23 protein-coding genes and 1 other annotated feature are annotated in these 23,051 nt (G+C 42.7%); of the genes, 14 read left to right on the forward strand and 9 right to left on the reverse strand.

The genetic code is table 11. The features are described 5' to 3' along the window. Positions 1–184: 184 nt before the first annotated feature. Positions 185–434: a binding site (T-box leader), on the reverse strand. A 353-nt stretch (positions 435–787) separates the two neighbouring features. Together ddlA and E4U82_RS17275 are read left to right on the forward strand one after the other, a co-directional pair. After that, entirely contained in the window at positions 788–1,894 is a 1,107-nt protein-coding gene (gene ddlA / locus E4U82_RS17270) for a D-alanine--D-alanine ligase (RefSeq protein ID WP_135111418.1), read from the forward strand. A 26-nt stretch (positions 1,895–1,920) separates the two neighbouring features. Further along, positions 1,921–2,169 carry a hypothetical protein gene (locus E4U82_RS17275; protein ID WP_135111419.1) on the forward strand — a complete coding sequence of 83 codons (249 nt, stop codon included), beginning with the start codon at positions 1,921–1,923 and terminating at the stop codon, positions 2,167–2,169. Between the two features lie 21 nt (positions 2,170–2,190). Here the strand turns inward: E4U82_RS17275 and E4U82_RS17280 are convergent, their stop codons facing one another. Together E4U82_RS17280 and E4U82_RS20540 are read right to left on the reverse strand one after the other, a co-directional pair. Next, a complete protein-coding gene (locus E4U82_RS17280) occupies positions 2,191–2,607 on the reverse strand; it encodes a nitroreductase family protein (protein WP_342447743.1) in 417 nt (138 codons plus the stop codon). An 8-nt stretch (positions 2,608–2,615) separates the two neighbouring features. After that, positions 2,616–2,744, reverse strand: coding sequence for a hypothetical protein (locus tag E4U82_RS20540; RefSeq protein WP_342447744.1), 129 nt, complete (start codon positions 2,742–2,744; stop codon positions 2,616–2,618). 287 nt (positions 2,745–3,031) lie between these two features. Between E4U82_RS20540 and E4U82_RS17285 the strand changes: the two genes are divergently transcribed. The 4 genes from E4U82_RS17285 to E4U82_RS17300 all read left to right on the forward strand — a co-directional run bounded on the left by E4U82_RS17285 (position 3,032) and on the right by E4U82_RS17300 (position 7,659). Next, a complete protein-coding gene (locus E4U82_RS17285; protein WP_135111420.1) occupies positions 3,032–4,066 on the forward strand; it encodes a PTS sugar transporter subunit IIC in 1,035 nt (344 codons plus the stop codon). Between the two features lie 335 nt (positions 4,067–4,401). After that, positions 4,402–6,195, forward strand: a complete 1,794-nt coding sequence (gene abc-f, locus E4U82_RS17290) for a ribosomal protection-like ABC-F family protein (RefSeq protein WP_135111421.1) — start codon at positions 4,402–4,404, stop codon at positions 6,193–6,195. 31 nt (positions 6,196–6,226) lie between these two features. Next, a complete protein-coding gene (locus E4U82_RS17295) occupies positions 6,227–7,090 on the forward strand; it encodes a fructosamine kinase family protein (protein ID WP_135111422.1) in 864 nt (287 codons plus the stop codon). 116 nt (positions 7,091–7,206) lie between these two features. Next, positions 7,207–7,659 carry a DUF2269 family protein gene (locus tag E4U82_RS17300; protein ID WP_135111423.1) on the forward strand — a complete coding sequence of 151 codons (453 nt, stop codon included), beginning with the start codon at positions 7,207–7,209 and terminating at the stop codon, positions 7,657–7,659. Between the two features lie 536 nt (positions 7,660–8,195). Here the strand turns inward: E4U82_RS17300 and E4U82_RS17305 are convergent. Then, positions 8,196–8,555, reverse strand: coding sequence for a YxeA family protein (locus tag E4U82_RS17305; RefSeq protein WP_135111424.1), 360 nt, complete (start codon positions 8,553–8,555; stop codon positions 8,196–8,198). Between the two features lie 190 nt (positions 8,556–8,745). Here E4U82_RS17305 and E4U82_RS20685 point away from each other — a divergent pair, with 190 nt between their 5' ends. Together E4U82_RS20685 and E4U82_RS17315 are read left to right on the forward strand one after the other, a co-directional pair. Further along, a complete protein-coding gene (locus E4U82_RS20685; protein ID WP_135111425.1) occupies positions 8,746–8,997 on the forward strand; it encodes a helix-turn-helix domain-containing protein in 252 nt (83 codons plus the stop codon). Between the two features lie 402 nt (positions 8,998–9,399). Then, positions 9,400–9,582, forward strand: a complete 183-nt coding sequence (locus tag E4U82_RS17315) for a PspC domain-containing protein (protein WP_135111426.1) — start codon at positions 9,400–9,402, stop codon at positions 9,580–9,582. Positions 9,583–9,950: 368 nt separating this feature from the next. Here E4U82_RS17315 and E4U82_RS17320 read toward each other — a convergent pair whose 3' ends face one another. Both E4U82_RS17320 and E4U82_RS20365 read right to left on the reverse strand, forming a co-directional pair. After that, complete coding sequence (locus E4U82_RS17320) at positions 9,951–10,385, reverse strand: small multi-drug export protein (protein WP_135111427.1); 435 nt, start codon at positions 10,383–10,385, stop codon at positions 9,951–9,953. A 278-nt stretch (positions 10,386–10,663) separates the two neighbouring features. Continuing rightward, a complete protein-coding gene (locus tag E4U82_RS20365; protein WP_245183634.1) occupies positions 10,664–10,993 on the reverse strand; it encodes an FAD-dependent oxidoreductase in 330 nt (109 codons plus the stop codon). Between the two features lie 395 nt (positions 10,994–11,388). Between E4U82_RS20365 and E4U82_RS17330 the strand changes: the two genes are divergently transcribed. Then, positions 11,389–11,982: a TetR/AcrR family transcriptional regulator gene (locus tag E4U82_RS17330; RefSeq protein WP_135111428.1), complete on the forward strand. Its 594-nt coding sequence runs from the start codon at positions 11,389–11,391 to the stop codon at positions 11,980–11,982. A gap of 335 nt (positions 11,983–12,317) precedes the next feature. On the opposite strand, the gene E4U82_RS17335 is transcribed toward E4U82_RS17330, so the two are convergent. Together E4U82_RS17335 and E4U82_RS17340 are read right to left on the reverse strand one after the other, a co-directional pair. After that, entirely contained in the window at positions 12,318–13,727 is a 1,410-nt protein-coding gene (locus E4U82_RS17335; RefSeq protein ID WP_135111429.1) for an MDR family MFS transporter, read from the reverse strand. Between the two features lie 316 nt (positions 13,728–14,043). After that, positions 14,044–14,931, reverse strand: coding sequence for a TetR/AcrR family transcriptional regulator (locus tag E4U82_RS17340; protein ID WP_135111430.1), 888 nt, complete (start codon positions 14,929–14,931; stop codon positions 14,044–14,046). A gap of 283 nt (positions 14,932–15,214) precedes the next feature. Here E4U82_RS17340 and E4U82_RS17345 point away from each other — a divergent pair, with 283 nt between their 5' ends. Continuing rightward, entirely contained in the window at positions 15,215–15,433 is a 219-nt protein-coding gene (locus E4U82_RS17345) for a hypothetical protein (protein WP_135111431.1), read from the forward strand. Between the two features lie 133 nt (positions 15,434–15,566). On the opposite strand, the gene E4U82_RS17350 is transcribed toward E4U82_RS17345, so the two are convergent. Together E4U82_RS17350 and pepT are read right to left on the reverse strand one after the other, a co-directional pair. Beyond that, a complete protein-coding gene (locus E4U82_RS17350; RefSeq protein WP_135111432.1) occupies positions 15,567–16,580 on the reverse strand; it encodes a D-alanyl-D-alanine carboxypeptidase family protein in 1,014 nt (337 codons plus the stop codon). Between the two features lie 193 nt (positions 16,581–16,773). Beyond that, positions 16,774–18,003 carry a peptidase T gene (gene pepT, locus E4U82_RS17355; RefSeq protein WP_135111433.1) on the reverse strand — a complete coding sequence of 410 codons (1,230 nt, stop codon included), beginning with the start codon at positions 18,001–18,003 and terminating at the stop codon, positions 16,774–16,776. A gap of 160 nt (positions 18,004–18,163) precedes the next feature. On the opposite strand from pepT, the gene E4U82_RS17360 reads away from it, so the two are divergent. The 4 genes from E4U82_RS17360 (at position 18,164) to nagZ (ending at position 22,838) form a co-directional block, all read left to right on the forward strand. Beyond that, positions 18,164–19,006 carry a sulfurtransferase gene (locus tag E4U82_RS17360; protein ID WP_135111434.1) on the forward strand — a complete coding sequence of 281 codons (843 nt, stop codon included), beginning with the start codon at positions 18,164–18,166 and terminating at the stop codon, positions 19,004–19,006. A gap of 2 nt (positions 19,007–19,008) precedes the next feature. Continuing rightward, positions 19,009–19,566: a DNA-3-methyladenine glycosylase I gene (locus E4U82_RS17365; RefSeq protein ID WP_135111435.1), complete on the forward strand. Its 558-nt coding sequence runs from the start codon at positions 19,009–19,011 to the stop codon at positions 19,564–19,566. Between the two features lie 286 nt (positions 19,567–19,852). Beyond that, positions 19,853–20,902, forward strand: a complete 1,050-nt coding sequence (locus E4U82_RS17370) for a YkvI family membrane protein (protein WP_135111436.1) — start codon at positions 19,853–19,855, stop codon at positions 20,900–20,902. A 223-nt stretch (positions 20,903–21,125) separates the two neighbouring features. Then, on the forward strand, positions 21,126–22,838 hold the full coding sequence (gene nagZ / locus E4U82_RS17375) for a beta-N-acetylhexosaminidase (RefSeq protein ID WP_135111437.1): 1,713 nt from the start codon (positions 21,126–21,128) through the stop codon (positions 22,836–22,838). Positions 22,839–23,051 lie beyond the last annotated feature (213 nt).

Consider the following 23,051-nt stretch of genomic DNA (forward strand, 5'->3'; position numbering starts at 1 on the left):
AGCTCCGCCAACTCGAGCGAGAGCTCCGCCAACTCGAGCGAGAGCTCCGCCAACTCGAGCGAGAGCTCCGCCAACTCGAGCGAGAGCTCCGCCAACTCGAGCGAGAGCTCCGCCAACTCGAGCGAGAGCTCCGCCAACTCGAGCGAGACGCCAAGGTGTTAAAATGCAAAAAGGTCCCCCATCCAAAAAGGACGAGGAACCCGTGGTGCCACCTTTATTAGCCGAAAAACAGCTCACTTTGGCCATATTAAGCAACGATGCTCAATCATTCGTCTCGTGTAACGATGAGACTTGATCGCCAAAGCCTACTGCAAAAATTGGTTCGGTCCGGAAGCTCAGAAGTCCATTCATCTGCCCGACACACCGGTTCACACCAGCCACCGGCTCTCTTCAAGTGTAACGGATAGATTACTACTCTTCATCATTGCTCAAGTTCTGAATTTAGTTATTGTTCATAATCATAGTGCTGTTTTCTCTTTATGTCAAGAGGTTTTTGAGAAAAATTTGATTTATCCCGCCTTAACGGGCAGTAACCCCCCACTGCAAGGTTTTGAAGTGACCCCGAAAAAGGTGAGTGTGGGGTCAACTGCCCGTAAAGGTCCGATTCTGTTCAACTAACATTCAGTGGGGGTGAAAAGGAAACCCCCACTGAATGAAGTTTCACTTTATACTGTTTCGAACAGGCCTTTTTGTGCTATTTTAGATATATACATTTTAAAATATAAAGATAGGAAAAGTCACCGGAGCAGGGGGCTTTTTGAGAAATAACGAAAAGGGAGTTCTGAACATGCCAAAGAAAAAAGTTGGAATCATTTTTGGCGGGAAATCGGCGGAGCATGAGGTGTCATTGCAATCAGCTAAAAATATTGTCGATGCGATTGATAAAGATAAATATGACGTTGTTTTGCTCGGGATTGATAAACAAGGGAAGTGGCACATCAACGATCAGTCGTCCTATCTGATTAATTCGGAAAACCCGAAATTGATTCAATTGAATAAATCGAATGAGGCAGTAGCAATCGTACCCGGTGAGACAGATCACCAGCTTGTGAAAGCGACAGATGCAGGCATGCTTGATCAGTTGGATGCCGTGTTTCCGATCGTCCATGGCACACTGGGAGAGGATGGCAGTCTACAGGGGATGATGCGGATTGCGAATCTTCCTTTCGTTGGAACCAGTGTGCTGGGTTCAGCGATTTGCATGGATAAGGATATTGCCAAACGGTTGCTGAAGGCTGCAGGGATCCATGTAGCAGATGGATTGGCGGTTTCACGTGCGCGGCGTAACGAGATTAATTTTGCCGAGGTGAAGGAACAGGTGGGCGTGCCGATGTTTGTGAAGCCTGCCAACCAGGGCTCTTCTGTTGGGGTCAGCAAAGTGTCAACGGAAGCGGAATTTAATAAAGCGATTGACCAGGCATTCCAGTATGATCAAAAAGTGGTGGTTGAAGAGACGCTTAAAGGTCGGGAAATCGAGTGTGCTGTATTAGGAAATGAGGATCCAAAATCGTCGGTGCCAGGCGAAATTTTGCCTCAGACCGAGTTTTACTCGTATGAATCCAAATATATTGACGAAACAGGTGCGATATTGGAAATGCCTGCTGACTTAACGGATGAGGAAATTGAAAAACTGCAAAAAACAGCTGTGGAGGCATTCAGGACACTGGAATGTGAGGGTCTGGCGCGCGTCGACTTTTTCCTGACTGAAAACGGGGAAGTGTATGTGAACGAGGTCAATACCTTGCCGGGATTCACGCGCATCAGCATGTACCCGAAACTATGGGAAATCAGCGGTATTTCCTATCCGGACCTGATTGAACAGCTGATTGAACTGGCAATCGAACGTCATCAGAAGAACTGTACATTGAAAAGTGCCGTGTGGGATGAGGAATAGCTGGCGCATTTAAAATAAAATAGACGTTGGAAGAGCGGAAAAATCAGCAGAAGGGCGAGACAATCGGCAGAAGAGCGGAAGAATCGGCAGAAGGGCGAGACAATCGTCAGAAGAGCGGAAGAATCAGCAGAAGGGCGAGACAATCGGCAGAAGAGCGGAAGAATCGGCAGAAGGGCGAGACAATCGGCAGAAGAGCGAAAGAATCGGCAGAAGAGCGGAAAAATCAGCAGAACAATCCCATGAGTTTAGCAATGCAAAAGAGGCTGTTCCAGTGAGAAACAGCCTCTTTCAAATTTCTATTCTTTAAATGCGGTGAATTTCTCTGCAACGGAAATGCGGTCTTTCGGAGCAGGTTTCTCATCAAAATAACCAAGATGCAGGAAGCCGATAATTTTTTCATGTTTTCCGACACTCAAGATTTCTTTCACTTGTGGATCATAGATATGTGAATTGGTCTTCCAGACGACGCCAAGTTGGTGTTCCCACGCCAGCAGCCAAAAGTTTTGAATCATGCAGGCGGTTGCCCCGAAGTTTTCGTCGTATTGCTTCTGGCTCTCCGGTACATCCATGACGATAATCAAAAAAGCTGTCGGTTCACGAAGGTATTCCAGGCGGTTTTGCTGCCTGTCTTCAGGATACGTGGCAGCCACTTTTTTGGCAAAGCTTTCGGTCTGTTCGGGTCCGATAAAAATGAAACGCCAAGGTTGACGCACCCCATGGGTCACACCGCATCTCTCAGTAGTTCCATGATGGTCTCTTCGGCTACCGGCTTATCATTGTAATGCTTTTTGACAGCACGCCGGTCGCGGATTACCTTTTGTAAGACTGTTGGTTTTTTTGTCTGTTCCATTTGATGTTCTCCTTTTTCTAACGTCAGAACGTATAAGTTATGGATGGCCGTATCCACTAAAAATGCGAGTTCTTTAAAGTATTAGGGCGAATCCAGTATATAATTGATAATCGTTTTCAAGAACCATAATAGCTGATAGAACAATGAAAAGCAAAATAATATTATTTTGAAAAAACCCCTTGATATGTGAAGAGAATCACGTAATAATGAAGGAGATAGATAATAAAGACAGCCAAGGCTACTTAAGTTCATGTGAAATCATTCACATAACAAAGGGGAGGAGAAAGATGAAAGCGTTTCTACGGCGAAAAGGGGTTTCTTTATCCGCCAGGGAATATGTTGTTACAGCGTTAAGTTATATGGCATTGGGGTTGTTCGCCTCTTTAATTATTGGGCTGATCATTCAGACAATCGGGGAACAAGCCGTTGCGCTGGGGGTTGAAAACCTTGAATTTATGATAGACATGGGCGGGTATGCCATGGAAACCAAAATCATGGGTGGCGCGATTGGCGTAGCGATTGCCTATGGTTTGAAAGCTCCACCGCTTGTTCTGTTATCAGCATTATTTGCCGGCGCATTTGGTGCAGAATTGGGCGGACCTGCCGGGAGTTATGTGACGGCTTTACTGGCAACCGAATTCGGAAAAGTTGTCTATAAAACAACACGTGTTGATATTATCGTGACCCCGTTTGTGACGATCTTCATTGGGTTTGTGGTCGGGACGTTCATCGGGCCGCCCATCAACACGTTTATGGTCTGGTTTGGTGAGGTCATCAACTGGTCAACTGAGCAACAGCCGCTTATCATGGGGATGCTTGTTGCGGTTTTGATGGGCTGGGCGTTGACGGCGCCGATATCGAGTCTTGCGATTGCCATTATGCTCTCGATCGACGGACTTGCTGCGGGTGCGGCGACGATCGGATGTGCTGCCCAGATGGTCGGTTTTGCGGCTGCCAGTTATCGGGACAATGGCTTTGGTGGATTTTTGGCACAAGGAATTGGCACATCCATGCTGCAAATTGCCAACGTTTTAAAAAAGCCAATTATAATTATCCCACCAACGATCGCCGGGGCTGTCCTGGCTCCATTTGCAACCGTATGGATCGGCCTTACGAATAATGATCTCGGCGCTGGAATGGGAACGAGCGGTCTGGTCGGCCAGATTATGACGTTCGAATCAATGGGCTTCACATGGCCTGTTTTTTGGTCAATGATGGTGCTGCATGTTGTTGGGCCGGCCTTCATTAGTCTTGTGATTGCTGAATGGTTCCGGAAAAAAGGCTGGATCAAACCAGGTGATATGAAAATTACCTATGAATAATTTGGATAATCTAAGTGCCTAAGTACTATCCTTCAGGCTATACTTTACAGATCAGAACGTTCGATTTATAAAATGTTTTCAGTGTTTGACAATCCCACACCACCATCGTACTATAGTACATAACCAAATCTTAAGGAGGTTCTATCCGATAATGAAGTAAACCCACGTTTTCCGTATGTTTGAATGACTCAGACAACCTGTTCCTGCATAGGGACGAACGGGATGCGTGTGTGCTTTTTTCGGATGACAAGCCTCGAAATTGATGCCGGAAACAAGTATATCCATATGCCCATTTCGTCTGTCCACAAGCAGGTCCAATAAATGGGGGTATGGATATGTTTATTTTTAAAGGAAAAGACCTCGGTAAGGAATGGAAAGGCAAGACCCTTTTCAACCATATTGATATCAGCCTGCAAAAAGGTGAACATGTGGCACTGTTCGGCCGCAATGGCACAGGGAAAACAACCTTGCTGAACGGTTTATTGGGGAAAATATCGTTTGATTCAGGTTCGGTTCATCGCTTTGTACCGGTTGAAAAGTGGGGTTATCTTGAACAAGATCCGGAATACAGCGTGGTGACGGTATTGGATTATGTTCAAACCGCTGCCGGTAAAGTTTATGAACTGAAACGACAGCTTGAAACATTGCAGGCACAGTCCGATTTTGATATGGATGAGTACACGCAGGTTTATCAGACATTTTTGGATTATGATGGCTACCTGGTTGAGTCGGAAGCGGAAAATGCCTTGCATCAGGTGGGGCTTCCGTCATCTGTTTGGACGTCGACATTGTCACAGCTTAGCGGCGGACAAAAAACACGAGCGCAGCTGGCGCGACTGATTTTGCAAAAGCCGGCATGCATCATCATGGATGAACCAACTAACCATTTGGATCAGGAAACAATGGAATGGTTGGAGGAATGGGTTGTTCATTACCCAGGTGCTGTGTTGCTCGTTTCGCATGATCGTTACTTTCTGGACCGGACAGCTGACGCGATTTATGAGCTGAATACGGATTCCTGTAAACGCTATGAGGGCGGTTATACTGCATACCAGCAGCAAAAGGAGATTGAAAGGCGGACACAGGAGACGCTTTATCATAAACAGCAGCAAAGAAAGGAAGCATTACGCGCAACGATCCGCAATTATCAGCAGTGGTTTCAGCAGGCACATAAGGCTGCCGGCACAGATGATTTTGCCCGAGCCAAGGCGAAGAAAAATGTGTCTCGTTTTAAGGCAAAGGAAAAAGAACTGGAACGTCTCGAACATAATCAGGTGCAAAAGCCGCAAGCAAATAAATCGGTGAATGTTCGGTTGGAAGACGCACACTTTTCGGCACGAAGACTTTTGCACATGGAAAATGTATCGTTTTCCTACGATGAAGAAAATCTGTTATTCTCTGATTTGAGCACCTCTGTTTATCGGGGTGACCGAATTGGGGTAATCGGTCCCAATGGTTCGGGTAAATCCACTTTGCTGAAATTAATAGCGGGAAAACGGAAACCGAACAAAGGGGACATCAAACAGAATCCGCAGATGACTATTGGCTACTTTGCACAGGAACTCGAAAACCTTGATGAATACAAGACGGTTTTGGATAGTATACTTGAATTGCCCGATATGACCCAGTCGGAAGCACGCACCATACTTGGCTGTTTCCTGTTTATGCAGGAGGACGTTTTCAAGCAAATTTCATCACTTAGTATGGGTGAAAAATGCCGCGTCGCATTTATTCATTTGTATTTCAGCAGCGCGAATTTACTGGTGCTGGATGAGCCAACGAATTTTCTCGATGTCGATACGAAAGAAGTGATCGAGGATGTCCTGCAAAGCTATCCGGGCGCCATGGTCATTGTTTCGCATGACCGTTATCTCATACAAAAAACGGCGAACCGGATCATAGCTCTTGATGGCAGGGAGGTTCTAGATTATAAGGGACATTACGGGCAGTTCATGGCACATAAACAAAATCGGAGAAACACTGAACCTGACACGGAAAATGACAGACGGGAACTGGAACTGCGACTGACACAGCTGATGAGTATGGACGTGGATAGTGAAGAAGAGCGGCAGAAGATTTTGGATGAAATCAAGATGACACGCCAGAGGCTTCAGCAGCTGAAGCGGTGACATAAAAGAGAAAACTGGAAGGAGTTTTCCGATGAATGAATTAATCGAAAAAGCATTGCGTCAGGCCGGAGATCAGTCACGAGTACGGACGGTTAGACATGCTGCGGGTGGATCCATCAATGAAAGTTATTTTGTGGGAACCGGTGAGCGGCAATATTTTATCAAACATCACCGGGAGGCACCGATTCGCTTTTTCGAACTCGAAGCAAAAGGGCTGGAATTAATCAGGGAAACGAATTCGATTGCCGTGCCGGGTGTGTTTACTTATTCCGATGAAAGCGGAAATGCTTTTATCGTTATGGAATGGGTTGAGGGGGCGCGTTCAGCGGATACAGATTGGAAACTGGGTGACCATGTTGCGGCCATGCATCAGACGTTTGGCGAGAACCATGGCTTTATGGATGATACGTTTATCGGGACGCTTCCACAGTCAAATGGATTTTTTTCGAGCTGGCTCGCATATTATCGGGATAGGCGGCTGGCTGCCCAACTTCAACTTGGAATTGAGAGAGGGAGAATAAGTGGCACGCGGCGGAATCGTCTGGAAACATTGCTGGAAAACCTCGATAGGTGGGTTCCTGACAATGTGGCTCCGTCCTATCTGCACGGCGATCTGTGGGGCGGCAACTGGCTGGCCGGCCCCGGTGGCGAGCCGTATTTGATTGATCCGTCATTTCTTTACGGGGACAGGCATTTTGAATTGGCGTTTACCGAGGTATTTGGCGGCTATTCCAATGACTTTTACCAAGCTTATAAGGAGCGGTTTCCACTGTCTCCTGACTATGAGGATATCAAGCCGTTGTATCAGCTGTATTATTTGCTGGTTCATTTAAACATGTTTGGCGAAGCATACGGGCGCTCTGTGGACATCATTCTGCAACGATATGCCGGCTAATCATTTCGGACAAGATTTTGTCAAAAAATAAGCTGCAAATGTGTTAAAGCTCACAACCTCTCTATATGGCAAATCGTGTATGATGGAGATACATGATACGATTGGTGGGGTCATCCATGACATTTTATGAATTTCTCGTTTTTATTCATGTATTTTCAGCGATCTTAGGGTTGGGTCCCGGGTTTATTATGATTTATGTTGTCACGAGAGCAGAAACGATAACCGAGCTAAGGCATGCTTATGTGATCCGGAACCGGCTGCATATTTTTGTGATGGTCGGCGGGACTTCGCTCTTGATAACCGGTCTCTTGATGGGAGCGCTGCATCCTTATTTATTCAGTCAGGGCTGGTATGTTTTGAGTCTTACATTATTCCTGATTGCACTGGCTTTTGGCCCGATCGCATTGTCACCACGGTCCCGACCAATTAAAGCATTGCTGAAGGAGCACCAGGGCGATGATATACCCGAAGCCTATTATGTGTTGTCCAAAAGACTCTTTTTCTATGAACGGATTGAAAACACCCTATTTTTGATCGTGATCGCGTTGATGATATTGAAACCTTTTTAATGAAGGAAGACATTAAAGAAGGCACACATGCTCAAACTAAGGGGTTCAGTTCTGGGAGAGAAAATACTAAATAGCATAAATTTCGGGGATACAATCCACAAGCGGTTTGTATCCCTATTTTTATTGATATGATAGTACTCAATTCAACTTATGAAATAACATACGAATGATTAGATGTACGCAAATTTATATACACTTTTTAATAAAGCTGTAAAAATGCTTGTTATTTGCAATGCTGGTTGATGTGGTAATTATGGTGTTAACTTATAGGATCAACACCAAAATCTATGGTTGATAAACTAGACTGTATTATAGTATCCGGTGCGGAAAAACACTGCGCTTGTCTCCGTGTTTTTCCTCCGCTCAACCTTAGATTTTGGTGGAGAGCCAACTTATAAAACGTTAAATAGTTTTCTGAGTTTTTAAAAGGCATTGGTTCATTCTGTTAAAATAGTTGTATGCGACAATCGGATCTTATTGTTGAACAGGCAGGTTATTCAGATGGTAAAATGGCCCACATCAAGGAGCAGTTTATATTACTCTTCAAATTCCTCTTTGACTTTTGAGGGAAGATTATCGAAATTCACCTTTTCCCAATTTTTAACATAGGACCCTTTTGCATCAACTCTTAGATAAGTATTTGATGGTAACGTGGTCGAAGTCGTAAAGCTAACCTTTTTTTCATTACCATCTGACGTATAACCTTTTAGGGAATATCCATAGCGGTGTGAAACCTTCTCTGGTTGTTTATTGATTTGAACATATACATCGATTTGAGAAATTAAAGGATTGCCTCGGTCAAGTACCCCTTTCATTGATTGCGGAAGAAACGTATACCCTACAATTAAAATTAGTATTACTACAATTCCAATGCCAATGCCCTTGAGCTTTTTCATTATTCAACATCCTTTCGATACAAAAACTAGCAGTCATTACTTTTACAAGTGTAGAATAAAGATGTTCAGGTTAACATCGATTTGGTTCATTGTAAAATGAAATGCAACAGCTTAAATAAATAGAAAGCCATCGTGAAACCACGTATAATTTAGGTTGACGAAAACACAAATGATACGGTGGTAATTCACGATGACTCAATCCCATTCTAACACGGAAGAACGTACATTTACACATTTAACAGAAATAGAAAGAGGACAGCTAGCTGCCTACTTGGATGAGGGCGTTTCACTCAGGGAAATCGCAAGAAGGATGGGACGGGATGCGAGTACAATCTCGCGTAAAAAGAACCGTGGAACCGTACAGCAGATTGATACGCGTCGGAAAAACCTATACCATTTATTACGCAGACGCTGGCGCCCGTGTTTACGAGGAAAACCGTAAGAATTGCGGAGGGTGTTCTACAATGTTGGATGCTTGGGAGTTTATATTAAACCATCAGACCCCATCCGAAGCGTTCGCAAAATTTGTTGGTGGTGGGGCCTGGGCCCCACCACCAACAAATTACAGAAAACCTTATATAGTGGTTTCACGGAAGGTATTGCATTTACTATTGCAACAAAAGCAAAATAGTTAGGAACGATAAAAGAAATTATCAAATAAGATAGATCACCGTGAAACCTAACGGGTTCCGTTACCTATCGCAAATATTAAATATGAAGGCTAAAATGGCTATCAAATTGTAAGTTAATTTGTTAGCCTATTTCTGGTAAAATAAAGTGGAGTTGTGAAGAATCGAACTTAAATGATCGGGCCAGATTGTTGAAGAAAAAGGGGGGGTCACAAATGCAAAATAAATTAAGAAAATCATCAACAGACAAAGCACTATATGGAGTTTGTGGAGGGATTGCTGAGTTTTTTGGTATATCTTCTTTCGTTGTCAGGTTAATATTTTTCTTCACTGCTTCAGTTTCTATATGGGTGTATATCATTCTAGTCTGGGCCTTAGATGATAAACCATCTCTATAGAATTTTAATATGAATCTTAAATTAACGGGCGTTTCCGCGGACTAAGAAATGCGCCAACTATAGCTTTTTGGGCCATATTGTCGAATGACTTCATTAAAATATCTGCACATGAGTAAAGTAAGCCTTTACTATAGGGGAAACGATAGTGTGATAACATTTCGAAAAATGGACTAAAGCACAGAGTATCTTGCGAAGAACTTACTGCTTGTTAATAAAAGATCAATTCAGTTGAACAAGTCCTGTGTTAGAATAGAATAGCTTACATTTATTATGAAATTTTTGGTAATTAGGGCTGCTGAATAAATATAACTCATTTTATCAAGGATGTTGTCGAAATAAAGTACTTAGTCTGGTAAATAATGTATACCTTAAGAAAATGAATCAATCCCTAACTGTGTAAGAACACCGATTATGCTGCCATAAACGGCAATGCTTATCGCAGATGTAGTAAACAGTGTTTTTTTCTCTATGCCTGCGAGTTTTCCGGAAACTGCTACCGCCCAAGATCCAAGCAATGGAGTCGATAACAGCACAAACATAACTCCCCTTTTTTGTATTTTTGCACTGGCTTTAGATTGGGCTAATTTGGTGAAATATCGATTAATCTTTTGGAATCTCATAAGCCAGTCATAAGCATAGGAAACGAAGGGGATAACAATAAAGTTTCCAAGCCAAGCCCACCACACTGCAGAAACGAGATTCATTCCTATCCCCATTGCGGCGGGAACGGCTAAATAAATTTCAAACAAAGGGAAAAAACCCATGAACCATGCGGTAGCGGCCATCACAATATATTCTGTCACCTTTTTTCTCCTCCTCGAACTAAAATAAATATAGTTGATTGGTCTTTGAAAATTGAATAAAAAATTCTATGCGTTACTTTACACTTTCATTTTCTTTGTCCCTTGTCGATAAATGAGCTGTATCGGAAATGCAGTCAAGGGCGAGCGTTAGTGAGGAAGAAGCCTTTACCCTTAACGGAATGAATGAGACAGTTAAATCCTATTAATTATGAACAGTTATATTGTTCTTTAGTCTGTATAAAACCAAATGGCCCTGACTGCCCCTGATTTGTTCCATCCTACTTATCCCAGCCAGCATCTATCCCATCATTAAAGAATGCATAATCCTCTGCATGATCAAAGTCTAAGTTGTCTAATAAACTTGCACTCCGAAACACTTTCTCTGCACGTGGCTTGCGGTCATGCTCGAAATAATAAAAGGCATCCTTGTAATCGTGATCACGTAGCATTTTAGATAGATACATTGCGTCTTCTAACCCTAATGTAGTACCCATTCCTGCATTAGGATCAGCGGTATGCAAAGCATCACCTATTAATGCAACTCTACCGTGTGAGTAATCTTTTATTAAATCTTCTTCAAATAATGGATTGTTGTCCTTATCAAGCACTGCAAAATCGACTAGATGATGGCTATTATTTTTAATTTCTCCACCTAACCCTAATATTTCAAGTATTTGTACGCCACTGGGATGAATGACAAAGTGCCCTCCGACTTTGCCATACGCTTTTGCTTGTTCATACAGAACACTTTCTATATTTGCTTTGTTTTAAAATAATGCCATTGCTAAGCCAGCAACGCCCCCACCAATAATAATCACTTTGTTTTTCAAACGAATCGCTCCTTCGAAAAAACAATAACATTATTCGGACGTTCGGTCAATTAAGTTATATATAATAACAAATAACATAAAACGTTGAAGGGAATTAAATGGTCAAGTATTTGATTAATTCGCTTAATCGGCATTAATAAGCTAAAATAGAAATAAAAACTGTGGGAGGAAATATGAGCAGACCAATAGGCGTGAACAGCGAGGATACGCAGCAATTTATCGTGGATGTCGCTACGAAAATATTTGAACATAAAGGCTATAGTGCCACATCTATGTCCGATATAAAAAATGAAACAAACACAAGTAAAGGGACGATTTATTATCATTTTAATAATAAAGAAGAATTGTATCTTTACTGTATTCAGCAGGTATCTAATGAATTTATTCGAAATTGGGACATACAGTCAAAGAATGAGCAATCCGCTGAGAAAAAATTATATATTTGGGCGAACTTAAATAATATAATGTTACAAAAGCCGATTATGAATAGCCTTCAAGAATATTTTGTGTTGACCAATAAAAACAATTATGATGCTGTGCTTAAACTGTATGAACCCGAATTTCAAATCGTAACCCGTATTTTAGAGGAAGGCATAAGCCGTGGGGAATTCAAGGAAGATTTACATGTTGATGATGTATCGGTACTTTTATATAATTTTATCACATCATTAGCGAATGCAGAATTGTTTGGCTATCATTCAAATCAGGAACAGAACAATTTATACAAGCTAGCCGTTGATTTAATCTTACCCGGGTTGAAAAAATAAGAAGGAGTGTATATGTCGTAGGTATGCTGTATGCTGAACAAATTCCCTGCTCACCATAATAGGTATACTGCTCCTTATTCCAGAAGCGCACCCTATTACGGAAATTCACTTCAAACCTGTTTACTGTTATCTAGTAGACCGATTCATAAATAACATTAAAATAAATGACATTTGAATCCAACCCATAACTCCGTCTAAAGGGAACAGGGTTTTCATAAGGCCATTTGGTATAAACTCTTTCATTTGAGATTGTTGTCGATAAATAACTATTCCGGGCACAATTATTGAAGATTTAAGCGGCCACCTGCCTTAGCAGGTGGCCGCTTAAGTTAATGTTAATGGTTAGATAGACGATCTCCCGGTTTTACGTCTTCTTTAAGTTTAAAGGAAAGTATGAATCCTAAAATAGCTGCGATTGCCGCTGTGATAAAGGAAATATTCACACCATGAATAACACCGGCTGCTGTCTTATCTGATATGGCAGCTGTAGACATGACGGTGACAAGAACTGCCGTGCCAACCGATCCGGAAACTTGGCGAAAAGTGTTATTAACCGCAGTCCCATGAGGAATCAAATCATTTGGCAGCTGGTTCAAGGCCAAGGTTGTCATAGGCATCATGACCATTGCAATTGAAATCATTCGAATGGCATTCATGGTTGCCAGGTATGTGAAGCTTGTATCCACTGATAAATTCGTGAATGCGAAAGTGGTTAAAGATAATAGCAAAAGGCCTCCCCGAGCAAGCCATTTCCCTCCAAATTTATCAAAAAGATAACCTGTAATCGGGTTTGAAAATCCCATCACAATCGCACCAGGTAATAACACAAGCCCGGATTCAAGCGCCGAAAATCCTATCATATTCTGCATATATAGCGGCAAAATCACATTTGTTCCAATCATTGCAGCGAAGACGACCATTCCAAGCCCCGTCGCTAAAGTAAAAGTACCGTGTTTGAACACCCTGAATTCGAGTAGCGGTTCTTTTAGTTTCAATTGCCTTGTAATGAACCAGTAAAGCAAAACAAAGCCGATAACAATCGGCAGAATAACCTTAAGGCTGAGCCATCCCGCGTTACCAGCGGTGCTGAACCCGTATAAAAGTCCGCCAAATCCAAGTGTCGAAAGAATGACCGATAATATATCCAATCTTGGATTCTTCTGTTCCGTCACATTTTTGAGTAAGAAATAAGCCGCTATAATGTCTAAAACGGCAATTGGCAGTACAACATAAAAAATACTGCGCCAAGGGAATTGATCAACGAGAAAGCCTGCTAGACTTGGACCGATGGCCGGAGCAAATGCGATAACAAGTCCAAACAATCCCATTGCCGTACCTCTTCTGTGTACGGGAAAGGTCAAAAATAAAATGGTCTGCATGAGCGGCATCATAATACCAGCTCCTGAAGCTTGCAAAACACGCCCGGCCATTAAGAATGAAAAATTCGGTGAAACCGCAGCAACAAGGGTTCCTGTAGCGAACAATCCCATTGCAGTCAAAAATAGCTTTCGTGTAGAGTATTTGTCAATTAAAAATGCCGTAACTGGAATCATAATCCCGTTTACAAGCATAAAAACGGATTGCAGCCATTGTGCTGTACTCTCAGTTAAATTGAGATCTTGCATGATGGGCGGGAGCGCAGTACCAAGAAGTGTCTGATTTAAAATAGTAATGAAAGCGCCTGATAATAACACCACGAAAAGTGGGACATACTTTTTCCAATTAAACGTTTCTGTATTTGCCATGATATATCATCTTCCTTGCAGTAAAATTTCATTGCAGATGCAATTGTGATTCTTAATTCTTTCCCATAGATTTTGCTGTTTACGTTATTTCATGAGTTATATTTCCAGACTTTTTTATCCCGCACCGACAGGCCATTAAAAACGGCAGCTGGGGATGTGCACTAACGACCCTGAGTCAAGAAAGGGTACAAACCTTCAGAAGGAAAGATAGCCTAAGTTTTAAATTAACAATGGATTATTATCTTATCTTAATTTTTCTTAAAAACCGGAAACAGTAAGGCTTCGTTTCCTATTGCCTTTTTACGTTGGTATTTTATCAGTAGTATGTTGCCTGCAAAACGGTCTCAATGCGGTCAATCAAAGGATGGCATTCCTTGATATCCGTCAAGTATAACAATAAAGCTTTAATGAGAAACTTCCTTGGTTCGTTTTTATTAATCTCTTCTTGTAAAGATTGAACGGCAGCTATTGATTCTTGCTGGGTTTCTCTGGGCATTGATAATCGTTCGACCTTCCCACGAAGTTCTTCCAAGAGTTTTTGGATTTGTTCCTGGGGTGATTCATATTGTTGGTCCGGTTCAAACGCTTCGTATTCTTCCATTTTTTGAGAAGTTAAAAAGGGTTCCACATCCGATGTGCAGCGGATCATTGTATCAAATCGTTCTATGACAAAGCGGGCAACGACTTGAAAATCAATTTCTTTATTTTCGTGAATGGCCAAATTCGCATATTCCCTCAATGCCCCCTGAAACATGATGACAAGATCCCAGATATAGGGTTCCGCCAGACTTCCATAAGCTTCCATCAGACGGTCTTTATACCAATTCATCATAGTCACTCTGATTTTTTTCATAAGCCATGGAATTCTTGGATTGTCATGAGGGGGCAGCACCCGAAGCAGCATGGTTATAAAAGCCCTGTTATCACGAATGCCGTCAAATTGTACAGCAATTTTTTTGATAAGCTTTTCTTTTGGGGATGAAAAGGACTCGGGACTGATGTTCACAGCCTTTTGCAAGACTTTGTTTTGATTGTATTCAATGAGTTGGATCAAAAGTTCTTCTTTAGAATTAAAAACGTTATACAATGAGCCCTTTGATATTTTGCAGTCATCGGCAATTTCCTGAACGGATGTAGCGAAATATCCTTTTTCCGAAAAAAGATGGGTTGCCGACTGCATAATTTCTTCTTTCTTTCTTGTCATCCCGCACTCACCTCTTATATAACATGAAGGTACTTATGCCTTATATTTGAATAATGGTTAAGATACATGTTGAACAACGTAGAGTTTTCGTGTGTTTTTTAACATCATAAAGCTCTGTTCGTCATGCGACTAGTTGGTCATAAATGACTTTTAAGTCAACAACTTATATATTATAGTGGACGGAGGGACTTATGTCAATACGGTAGTGCTCTTTTCCTTATGTTATCGGAGGATTTAAAGCAGGTTATGGGGCATTAACAATGAAAGGTAAGGAAAACATATAGTGGACTTTTACAGTTGTGATGTTTACGACGTTGTGGACGGAGCGAAAACCACTATCCATAGTGGATCCATATCTGGGGAGACGGATATTGCTAAACAGACTACCAGGACCATCAGCGGCGAGGGAGAAAATACTGGTATAAATGAACGGTCAAAATCAAAATTGGCCGGATTGAGTCCAATCGAATACCGAACTCAATCCAGCCAAGCAGTTGCATAATAGACTCTAACTTTTGGGGGAGCCATAGCAGCACATATCTGAGCGTTTTTATTTGCTCTTGATATTGTAACTTGCATTGCTAAACGCATTTTCTCATTTGGACTTTTCAAGATGTTCGCCTTTTCCCCCTCATTTAATCTGCTCCCAGGTATTCCTCCAGCGTGATGCCCTGCTCCATGATGTCCGTTGCAGCTTTTTTACCGACATATCTCAGATGCCAAGGTTCATACTGGTATTGGGTGACCTCTTCTTTTCCTTTTGGATACCGGATGATAAACCCATATTCAGCAGCGTGCTTCTGCAGCCACTTACCTTCATCGCTCTCACCGAATTCCTTGATTAATTGAAAGTCGACATCCGCACTGGTCACATCCATCGTTAAACCGGTTTGGTGCTCGCTCTCTCCTGGTCGGGCACTGAACTTATTGGCGGCTTTTTCGCCATGTGCTTCCACATTGGAGGCAAAAATAGCATCCTGTCTGTCGAAAGAGCGGTATCCAGATTGGGCAAACAGTTCAAGTCCTGCATCATCCGCTGCCTGGAACATGTCTTCAAGGGCTGTAGCTGCCACTTGCCGCATTTGTTTCTTTGGCAAAAATTCGTCAAACGGAAAGCGGACATCCGGCTCAACAAGATTCAAAGGCTCAAATCCGTTTGGAAGACTATGTTCCTTGTTTACAAGCGCCAGGATTTCATGTGGGTTAGGGATGGCATCAGAATCCTTGTCGGGCCGTTCAAAACCCGAACCTGGCTCAATTGATGTATTGTTTTCAAGTGACTCGTTCATTGCATCTCGGGTCGCGTCATTATATATCCCGGTGACAGGCAGTGATTCCTGCTTCTGATAGTCTGTGACAGCCCATGTTGTTAAGACATCAAACGTACCAGTCGTCTCCAGATCGTAGTCCATTTTATTCAGGGTTTCCTGCAATGTCTTCACAGCATCGCCCGTGTCTTTCTTTTGCAGCGATTCTTGTGGCAGCTGTATCTGTTTGTTCGCCGGTTCTGCATTATCTTGGTCGTCTGGTTGTTCTGCTGGTGCAGGGTCATTAGGTTGTTTATCTTTTGAAGCACCATTGCTGCAAGCTGTGATCAGAAGCAGTGTTGCAAACAGTCCAATAGTGGCCGTCAGATATTTCTTGAACATCTCATTCGCTCCCTGTCATTCGTTCTGATTTCCATCATTTATCATAACACGCCGTATTTGGAATGGTCTATGGCAAATCAAGGATGCCTGATTCATGAGCTGGCAATTGGTTGATCAAACGTTTGTTTAAAACGGTTGACGGGTGTTGCCGCAATGGAAAAGGCCGGCTTCGCAACCGGCCTTTCCCTCGTTGTTAGCGTGCTTCAAACAACCTGCAAATCTCAACAATCACATTCGTCGCTTTTTCCATATTATCGACGGAGATATATTCAAATTTGCCGTGAAAATTTTCTCCGCCAGCAAAAATATTCGGTGTCGGCAGTCCCTTATACGACAGCTGGGAACCGTCAGTGCCGCCGCGGACTGGCTTGACAAGTGGCTTGATATCAAGGTTTTCCATTGCCGCATAAGCGATATCCACTATTTCTTTAACTGGTTCGATTTTCTCGCGCATGTTGTAATACTGATCTTTCATGTCAATGTCCGCCGAGCCTTCACCATATTTGGCGTTGATTTCCTGGGTGAACTGCCTTATGGTTTCTTTCCGTGCTTCAAAGTTATCCTTGTCAAAGTCCCGGATGATATAGGAGACCGCAGTTTCTTCCACATCACCTTCCACGCCGAGTAAATGGAAAAAACCTTCATACTTTTCCGTGTGTTCGGGTGATTCTTTTTCAGGGACTTTGTTGATAAATTCTGCAGCCATTTTACCGGCATTGACCATTTTATGTTTAGCTGTACCGGGATGGACACTGTTGCCGTGAAACGTGATTTTGGCGACGGCAGCGTTAAAACTTTCATACTGCAGTTCGCCCAATGGTCCGCCGTCCATTGTATAGGCGTATTGGGCAGCAAACCGATCAACATCAAATTTATGCGGACCGCGGCCGATCTCTTCATCAGGGGTGAAGGCGACGCGGACCTTCCCATGTTTGATTTCCGGATGGTTGATGAGATAAGCCATCGCAGTCATGATTTCCGTGATACCTGCCTTATCATCAGCACCAAGCAGGGTTGTGCCGTCGGTTGTGATTAGCGTATGGCCCTTATAATCCGGCAGTTCCGGAAAACTTTGGGTGGAAAGGAAGATCCCCTTACTTTTATTTAATGTTAGGTCCTGACCGTCGAAATTTTCTACGATTTGCGGATTGACGTTTTTGCCGGTGAAATCGGTTGCTGTATCGACGTGCGCCAGGAATCCGATGGTTGGAATCTCCTTTTCCGTATTGGCCGGGAGTGTCGCGAAACAATAGCCATTGTCATCAATTGAGACATCCTCCATGCCGATTGCTTTTAATTCGTCAACAAGCTGGTTGGCTAATTCCAGTTGCCCTGGTGTTGATGGCGTTCTCTCGTTGGTTTCATCTGATTGGGTATCAACTTTGACGTAGCGGGTAAACCGTTCGATTAATTCGTTTTTCACTATGTATCCATCTCCTTTGTCCATCTATTTTACCATTTTTTCCTTCCAAATATGAAGGTGAATTCGCCTCTGTTCATTGGCATTTGAATCGGTTAAAATAAACTTGGAAGCAATTTTCGGGTCTGATTCATGATAAAACTGCAAACTGGGAGGCAGGAGAATGTCTATAGTGGTAAGTGATGAATGGCTGAAGGAGCGATTGGAGAACAGCTCTGGTAAAACGGTGGTAGTGGATACGCGCTTTGAATTAACAGATCCGGATGCCGGCAGAAAAGCCTACTTGGATGGCCATATCCCCGGGGCGGTGTATTTGGATTTGAATAAGGATTTATCCGAAAAAGCAGCCAAACACGGTGGCAGTCACCCGCTGCCGGATATGGAGATGTTTACGGCGAAAATGGGCCACATTGGCATTGATCATGATACAACGGTTGTTATTTATGACCAGCAAAATGACATGTTCGCCGCACGCTTCTGGTGGCTGTTGCAATATGCCGGTCATGAAGATGTTCATTTGCTTGATGGCGGGTTTGAGCAGTGGGTGAGAGCTGGTTACAACATCACAACTGAAGTACCAAAGCTTGAAGCGACGGAATTCAAACCAAATTTTCAAGAAAATGCTGTGACAGATATTGAAGAGGTAATAGAAAAACTCGCAAATCAGTCTGCAACCCTAATTGATTCACGTTCACATGACAGGTATTTGGGCAAAACAGAACCGCTTTACAGGAAAGCCGGTCACATCCCAGGTGCAAAAAGTTTCTTTTGGAAAAATGTTTTGAATGCAGATGGCAAGTGGAAAGAAACCGCGGAACTCGAAAAGAATTTCGATTCGTTATCCAAGGATGATGAGATTATCGTTTCCTGTGGTTCTGGTGTTTCCGCATGTCCGAATGTGCTTGCATTAAAGTCAGCCGGCTTCCGTAACGTTAAGCTGTATCCCGGCAGTTTCAGTGATTGGATTTCCTATGATGAGAATAATGTGGAAACAAAGGATGAGTGAGAATGGATAAAACGCGCTGTGACTGGGTAACAGACGATCCTATTTATATTGATTACCATGACCAGGAGTGGGGAAGACCGGTTCATGATGATCAGAAATTATTTGAAATGCTTTCACTGGAAGGTGCACAGGCAGGACTGAGCTGGATCACCATACTGAAGCGCAGGGAAGATTACCGGAAAGCATTTGACCATTTTGATCCTGAGAAAATCGCCCATTACGATAGTGACAGGATTCATAAATTAATTCAGAACAAAAACATCATCCGGAATAGACGCAAAATCGAATCCGTTATTACCAATGCCATGGTTTTTTTGAGTATTCAGCGTGAATTCGGCAGCTTTGATGCGTTTATTTGGCAATTTGTCGGTGGAGAGCCGATTGTGAATGACTGGGCTGAGCATGCCGATGTTCCTTCGTCAACCAAAGAGTCAGAGCAAATGAGCAAAGACTTGAAAAAACGCGGATTCAAGTTCGTAGGTCCTACCATTTGCTATGCATTTATGCAGGCAACAGGGATGGTGGATGACCATACGAGAGATTGCTTTCTGAGTAGATGAGGTGGGGGACGGGCTCTGACCCTTTATCCCACTTGATGGAGCTGTGCTGTGTGTTTTCAGATAACAAAGGAAGAAAATATCTTTTTGGCCAAGAAAGAGATTGTTGATAACATTTGCCACAGTGTTTTTTGCCACATTTATTTTCCTCTTTATTGGCCCTCGTGAATAGGCTTTCCACGAAAAAACTTGTATAAAAAAATAAATCCTATGATGCTCATAGATACACAAATTGAATTAAATTATAATCTGTTACACTTGATATTATAGACATCCAGGGGGAAGACAGATGAAAAAAATCATGAAAATTGGCAGCGCTTTTATCGGAATCATTGTCGGAGCAGGTCTTGCCTCAGGTCAGGAGATCTTACAGTATTTTACCAGTTTTGGCTTATGGGGCATTGCCGGGGCGGTTGTGACAACGGTTTTATTTGCATATATCGGCATGATGCTCGTGTGGATGGGAAGCCGTGCAAAACAGCCCTCGCATAAAGAGGTCATTTATGGCGTTAGCGGTCGTTTTCTGGGCCTGGTCATTGATTACATTTTGATCTTTACCTTATTCGGGGTTGGTGTTGTCATGGTTGCCGGTGCCGGTTCGAACCTGAATCAGCAGTTTAGCATTCCGATTGTGGCCGGGACAACACTGATGACGATCCTGCTGCTCCTAACAGGTATGTTAAATGTTGACCGGGTCGTGACGATTATTAGCAGCATTACGCCATTTTTGATTATTTTTGTTGTGATCGTTTCCATTTACAGCTTTATGACGATGGATGATTCTTATAATAACTTGGGCAGTATCGCACGTGAACAACCGACGAATCTGCCAAATTGGTTTATTTCAGCCATCAATTATGTATCGTTTAATACGGCTGTAGGTGCTTCGATGGCCATTGTCACAGGGGCAGCTGAAGCAAACCGGAAAACAGCAGCCCTTGGCGGTTTGGCCGGTGGCGTTGGTCTGGGACTGATCATTCTATTAAGTCATTTAGCTGTTTTTGCTAAAATTAAAGAGGTTGGCAGTCTGGAATTGCCGACGCTCGGGATTGTCAATGACATATCGCCAATCTTAGGCGTCATCATGTCACTCGTATTATTTGCCATGATTTTCAATACAGCCATCAGCATGTTTTTCTCATTCAGCGCCCGTTTTATTGAAGCAGGGACAAAGACATTCAGAATATTTTTCGCGATAACAGTGATTGTCGGCTATGCGGCAAGCTTTGTTGGATTTACCGATCTGGTTTCGTCACTTTATCCATTCATTGGATACCTTGGACTCGTGCTGATACTTGTGCTGATCATTGCACCGTTTAAAATCAGAAAAGAAGAATAGCTGGGAGAGAGGGTTAGGCCCTGTGTTTTGAGTTACAGTAAAGGGTTTATATTAAAGTTGTTTTTCGTCTAATAAATAGATTAGGTCATAGGCTGGTTTCCATAATGTGGGTGGGAAAATTTAAAATTAAATATAATAAAATGGTGGCCTGTTGACGAACAGGAAACCATAACTTAGAGAAGGGTTAAAACGGGGTATAATCTAAAATCGTGGAGGACTTACTATGATCAAGCGTATCACCATTGTACTCATTATTGCTATCATCGCTGTTGGAGGGGCTGTCTTTTTCATCAGTTCTTCGGATGATGATACACATGATAAACATGCAGACCAGCAATCAAGGAAGCTATCATCGGGCAACGAAAAAAAAGAAGTTCCGGAAGCTGATCCATCTCTGGACAGCATATTCGACTTGGCCAAACAAGGAAAAGTCCCGGGCGTTCATATCGTTGTTGGCGAAACGACTGCCGATGATGTGCAAGAAGCTTGGGGAAATCCAGATGAGACCGCAGATACGAATGTTGGCCGTTTTTTGAACTATCCGTCACACGGCATTGATGTCGGTATTACAGACAATATGGTTTCCGATATGCGCTCGTCGCAGAATCAATTTACGGCGTTTGATCTGGATACAATTAAATCATATGAAAAACCTGATGACACGCGTTACTACCAGGACGACAAGAATGATCAAATCATTCTTGTCTATGAACTTTCCGACGGTTATGTCTTAAAATGGGTGCTGCCAAACCCGGCTGGTGATTCAGATAATCCGGGTGTGGATCATATTTCATTATCGAAGGAAATAAATGGGGATGGTGTAAATGGAGAGAATAGCGATGCTTCTGGTGACAGAGGCAACGAAAGTATGAATCTTGATGAAAAAATCGGCCAGATGATCTTCAGCGGGGTTGATGGAACGGGAATGACTGCTGAAACAAAAGAAACCATCAAGAACTATCATGTTGGAGGAATCATTTTATTTGGCAATAACATCGTAAGTAAGACGCAAACCGTCAACTTTTTAAATGGGATAAAAACCGCTAATGCCGGGAATCCCTCCCCATTATTTCTGGGAGTCGATGAAGAAGGTGGAAGTGTGACACGAATGCCGGATGAGATAAAAAGCCTGCCGACAAGCCGTTCGATTGGAGAACTGAACGATCCGGATCTATCCTTCAATGTCGGTACTGTCCTCGGTAAGCAGATGCAAGCACTCGGTTTCAATTTAGACTTTGCTCCTGTTCTCGATGTTAACAGCAATCCAAATAACCCTGTTATCGGTGACCGTTCATTTGGCGACAATCCGAATATTGTTACAAGGATGGGTATCCAGACGATGAAAGGGATCCAGAATGAAGGGGTTATTTCAGTCATGAAACATTTTCCCGGACATGGGGATACTGGTGTGGATTCCCATTTGGAACTCCCAAAAGTCAATAAAAACTACGAGGAGCTGTCCAAATTGGAACTTGTGCCATTCAAGAAAGCTATTTCGGAGGGAGCCGATGTCAGCATGGTTGCACATATTCTCCTGCCAAGCATCGATGAAGACTACCCTGCATCTATGTCGAAAGAGGTAATCACAGGGATTTTACGAGATGATTATGATTTTGATGGTGTTGTCATTACCGATGACTTGACGATGGAAGCAATTACAAATCACTATAGTGTTGCGGATGCAGCAGTCCAGTCAGTAAAAGCGGGCGCAGATTTACTGCTTGTTGGACATAATCCAAATTTAATTGCCAACGTTTTTGATAAATTGAAAGCGGCTGTTGAAAATGGCGAAATAAGTGAGGATAGGATTGACGAAAGTGTTGAACGTATCACAGATCTGAAGGCGAAATACCAACTGTCAGATGAAAAGTCGCCAATACCTGATGTCCAACCAATCAATGAGCAAGTGGAAGCAATTTTGCAGAAGGTATCCTGATCGTTACCAAAAGGAGTAAAGGCAGAACTAAACACTTGTGATTGGCGCGTTTGCGGAATAAGGTAAGGTACCCAAATTGCCGTTATCGGGCCATTTAACGGAACAAATGAAAAGCTATTCATAATCAAATTTAAAGACGACGGTGAGGATAATATGAAATTTTACTTATCATCTTTTAAAATTGGAAATGAAGGACTAAAACTAAAGGAAATC

The sequence above is a fragment of the Lentibacillus salicampi genome (assembly GCF_004565465.1).
Taxonomy (GTDB): domain Bacteria; phylum Bacillota; class Bacilli; order Bacillales; family Amphibacillaceae; genus Lentibacillus; species Lentibacillus salicampi.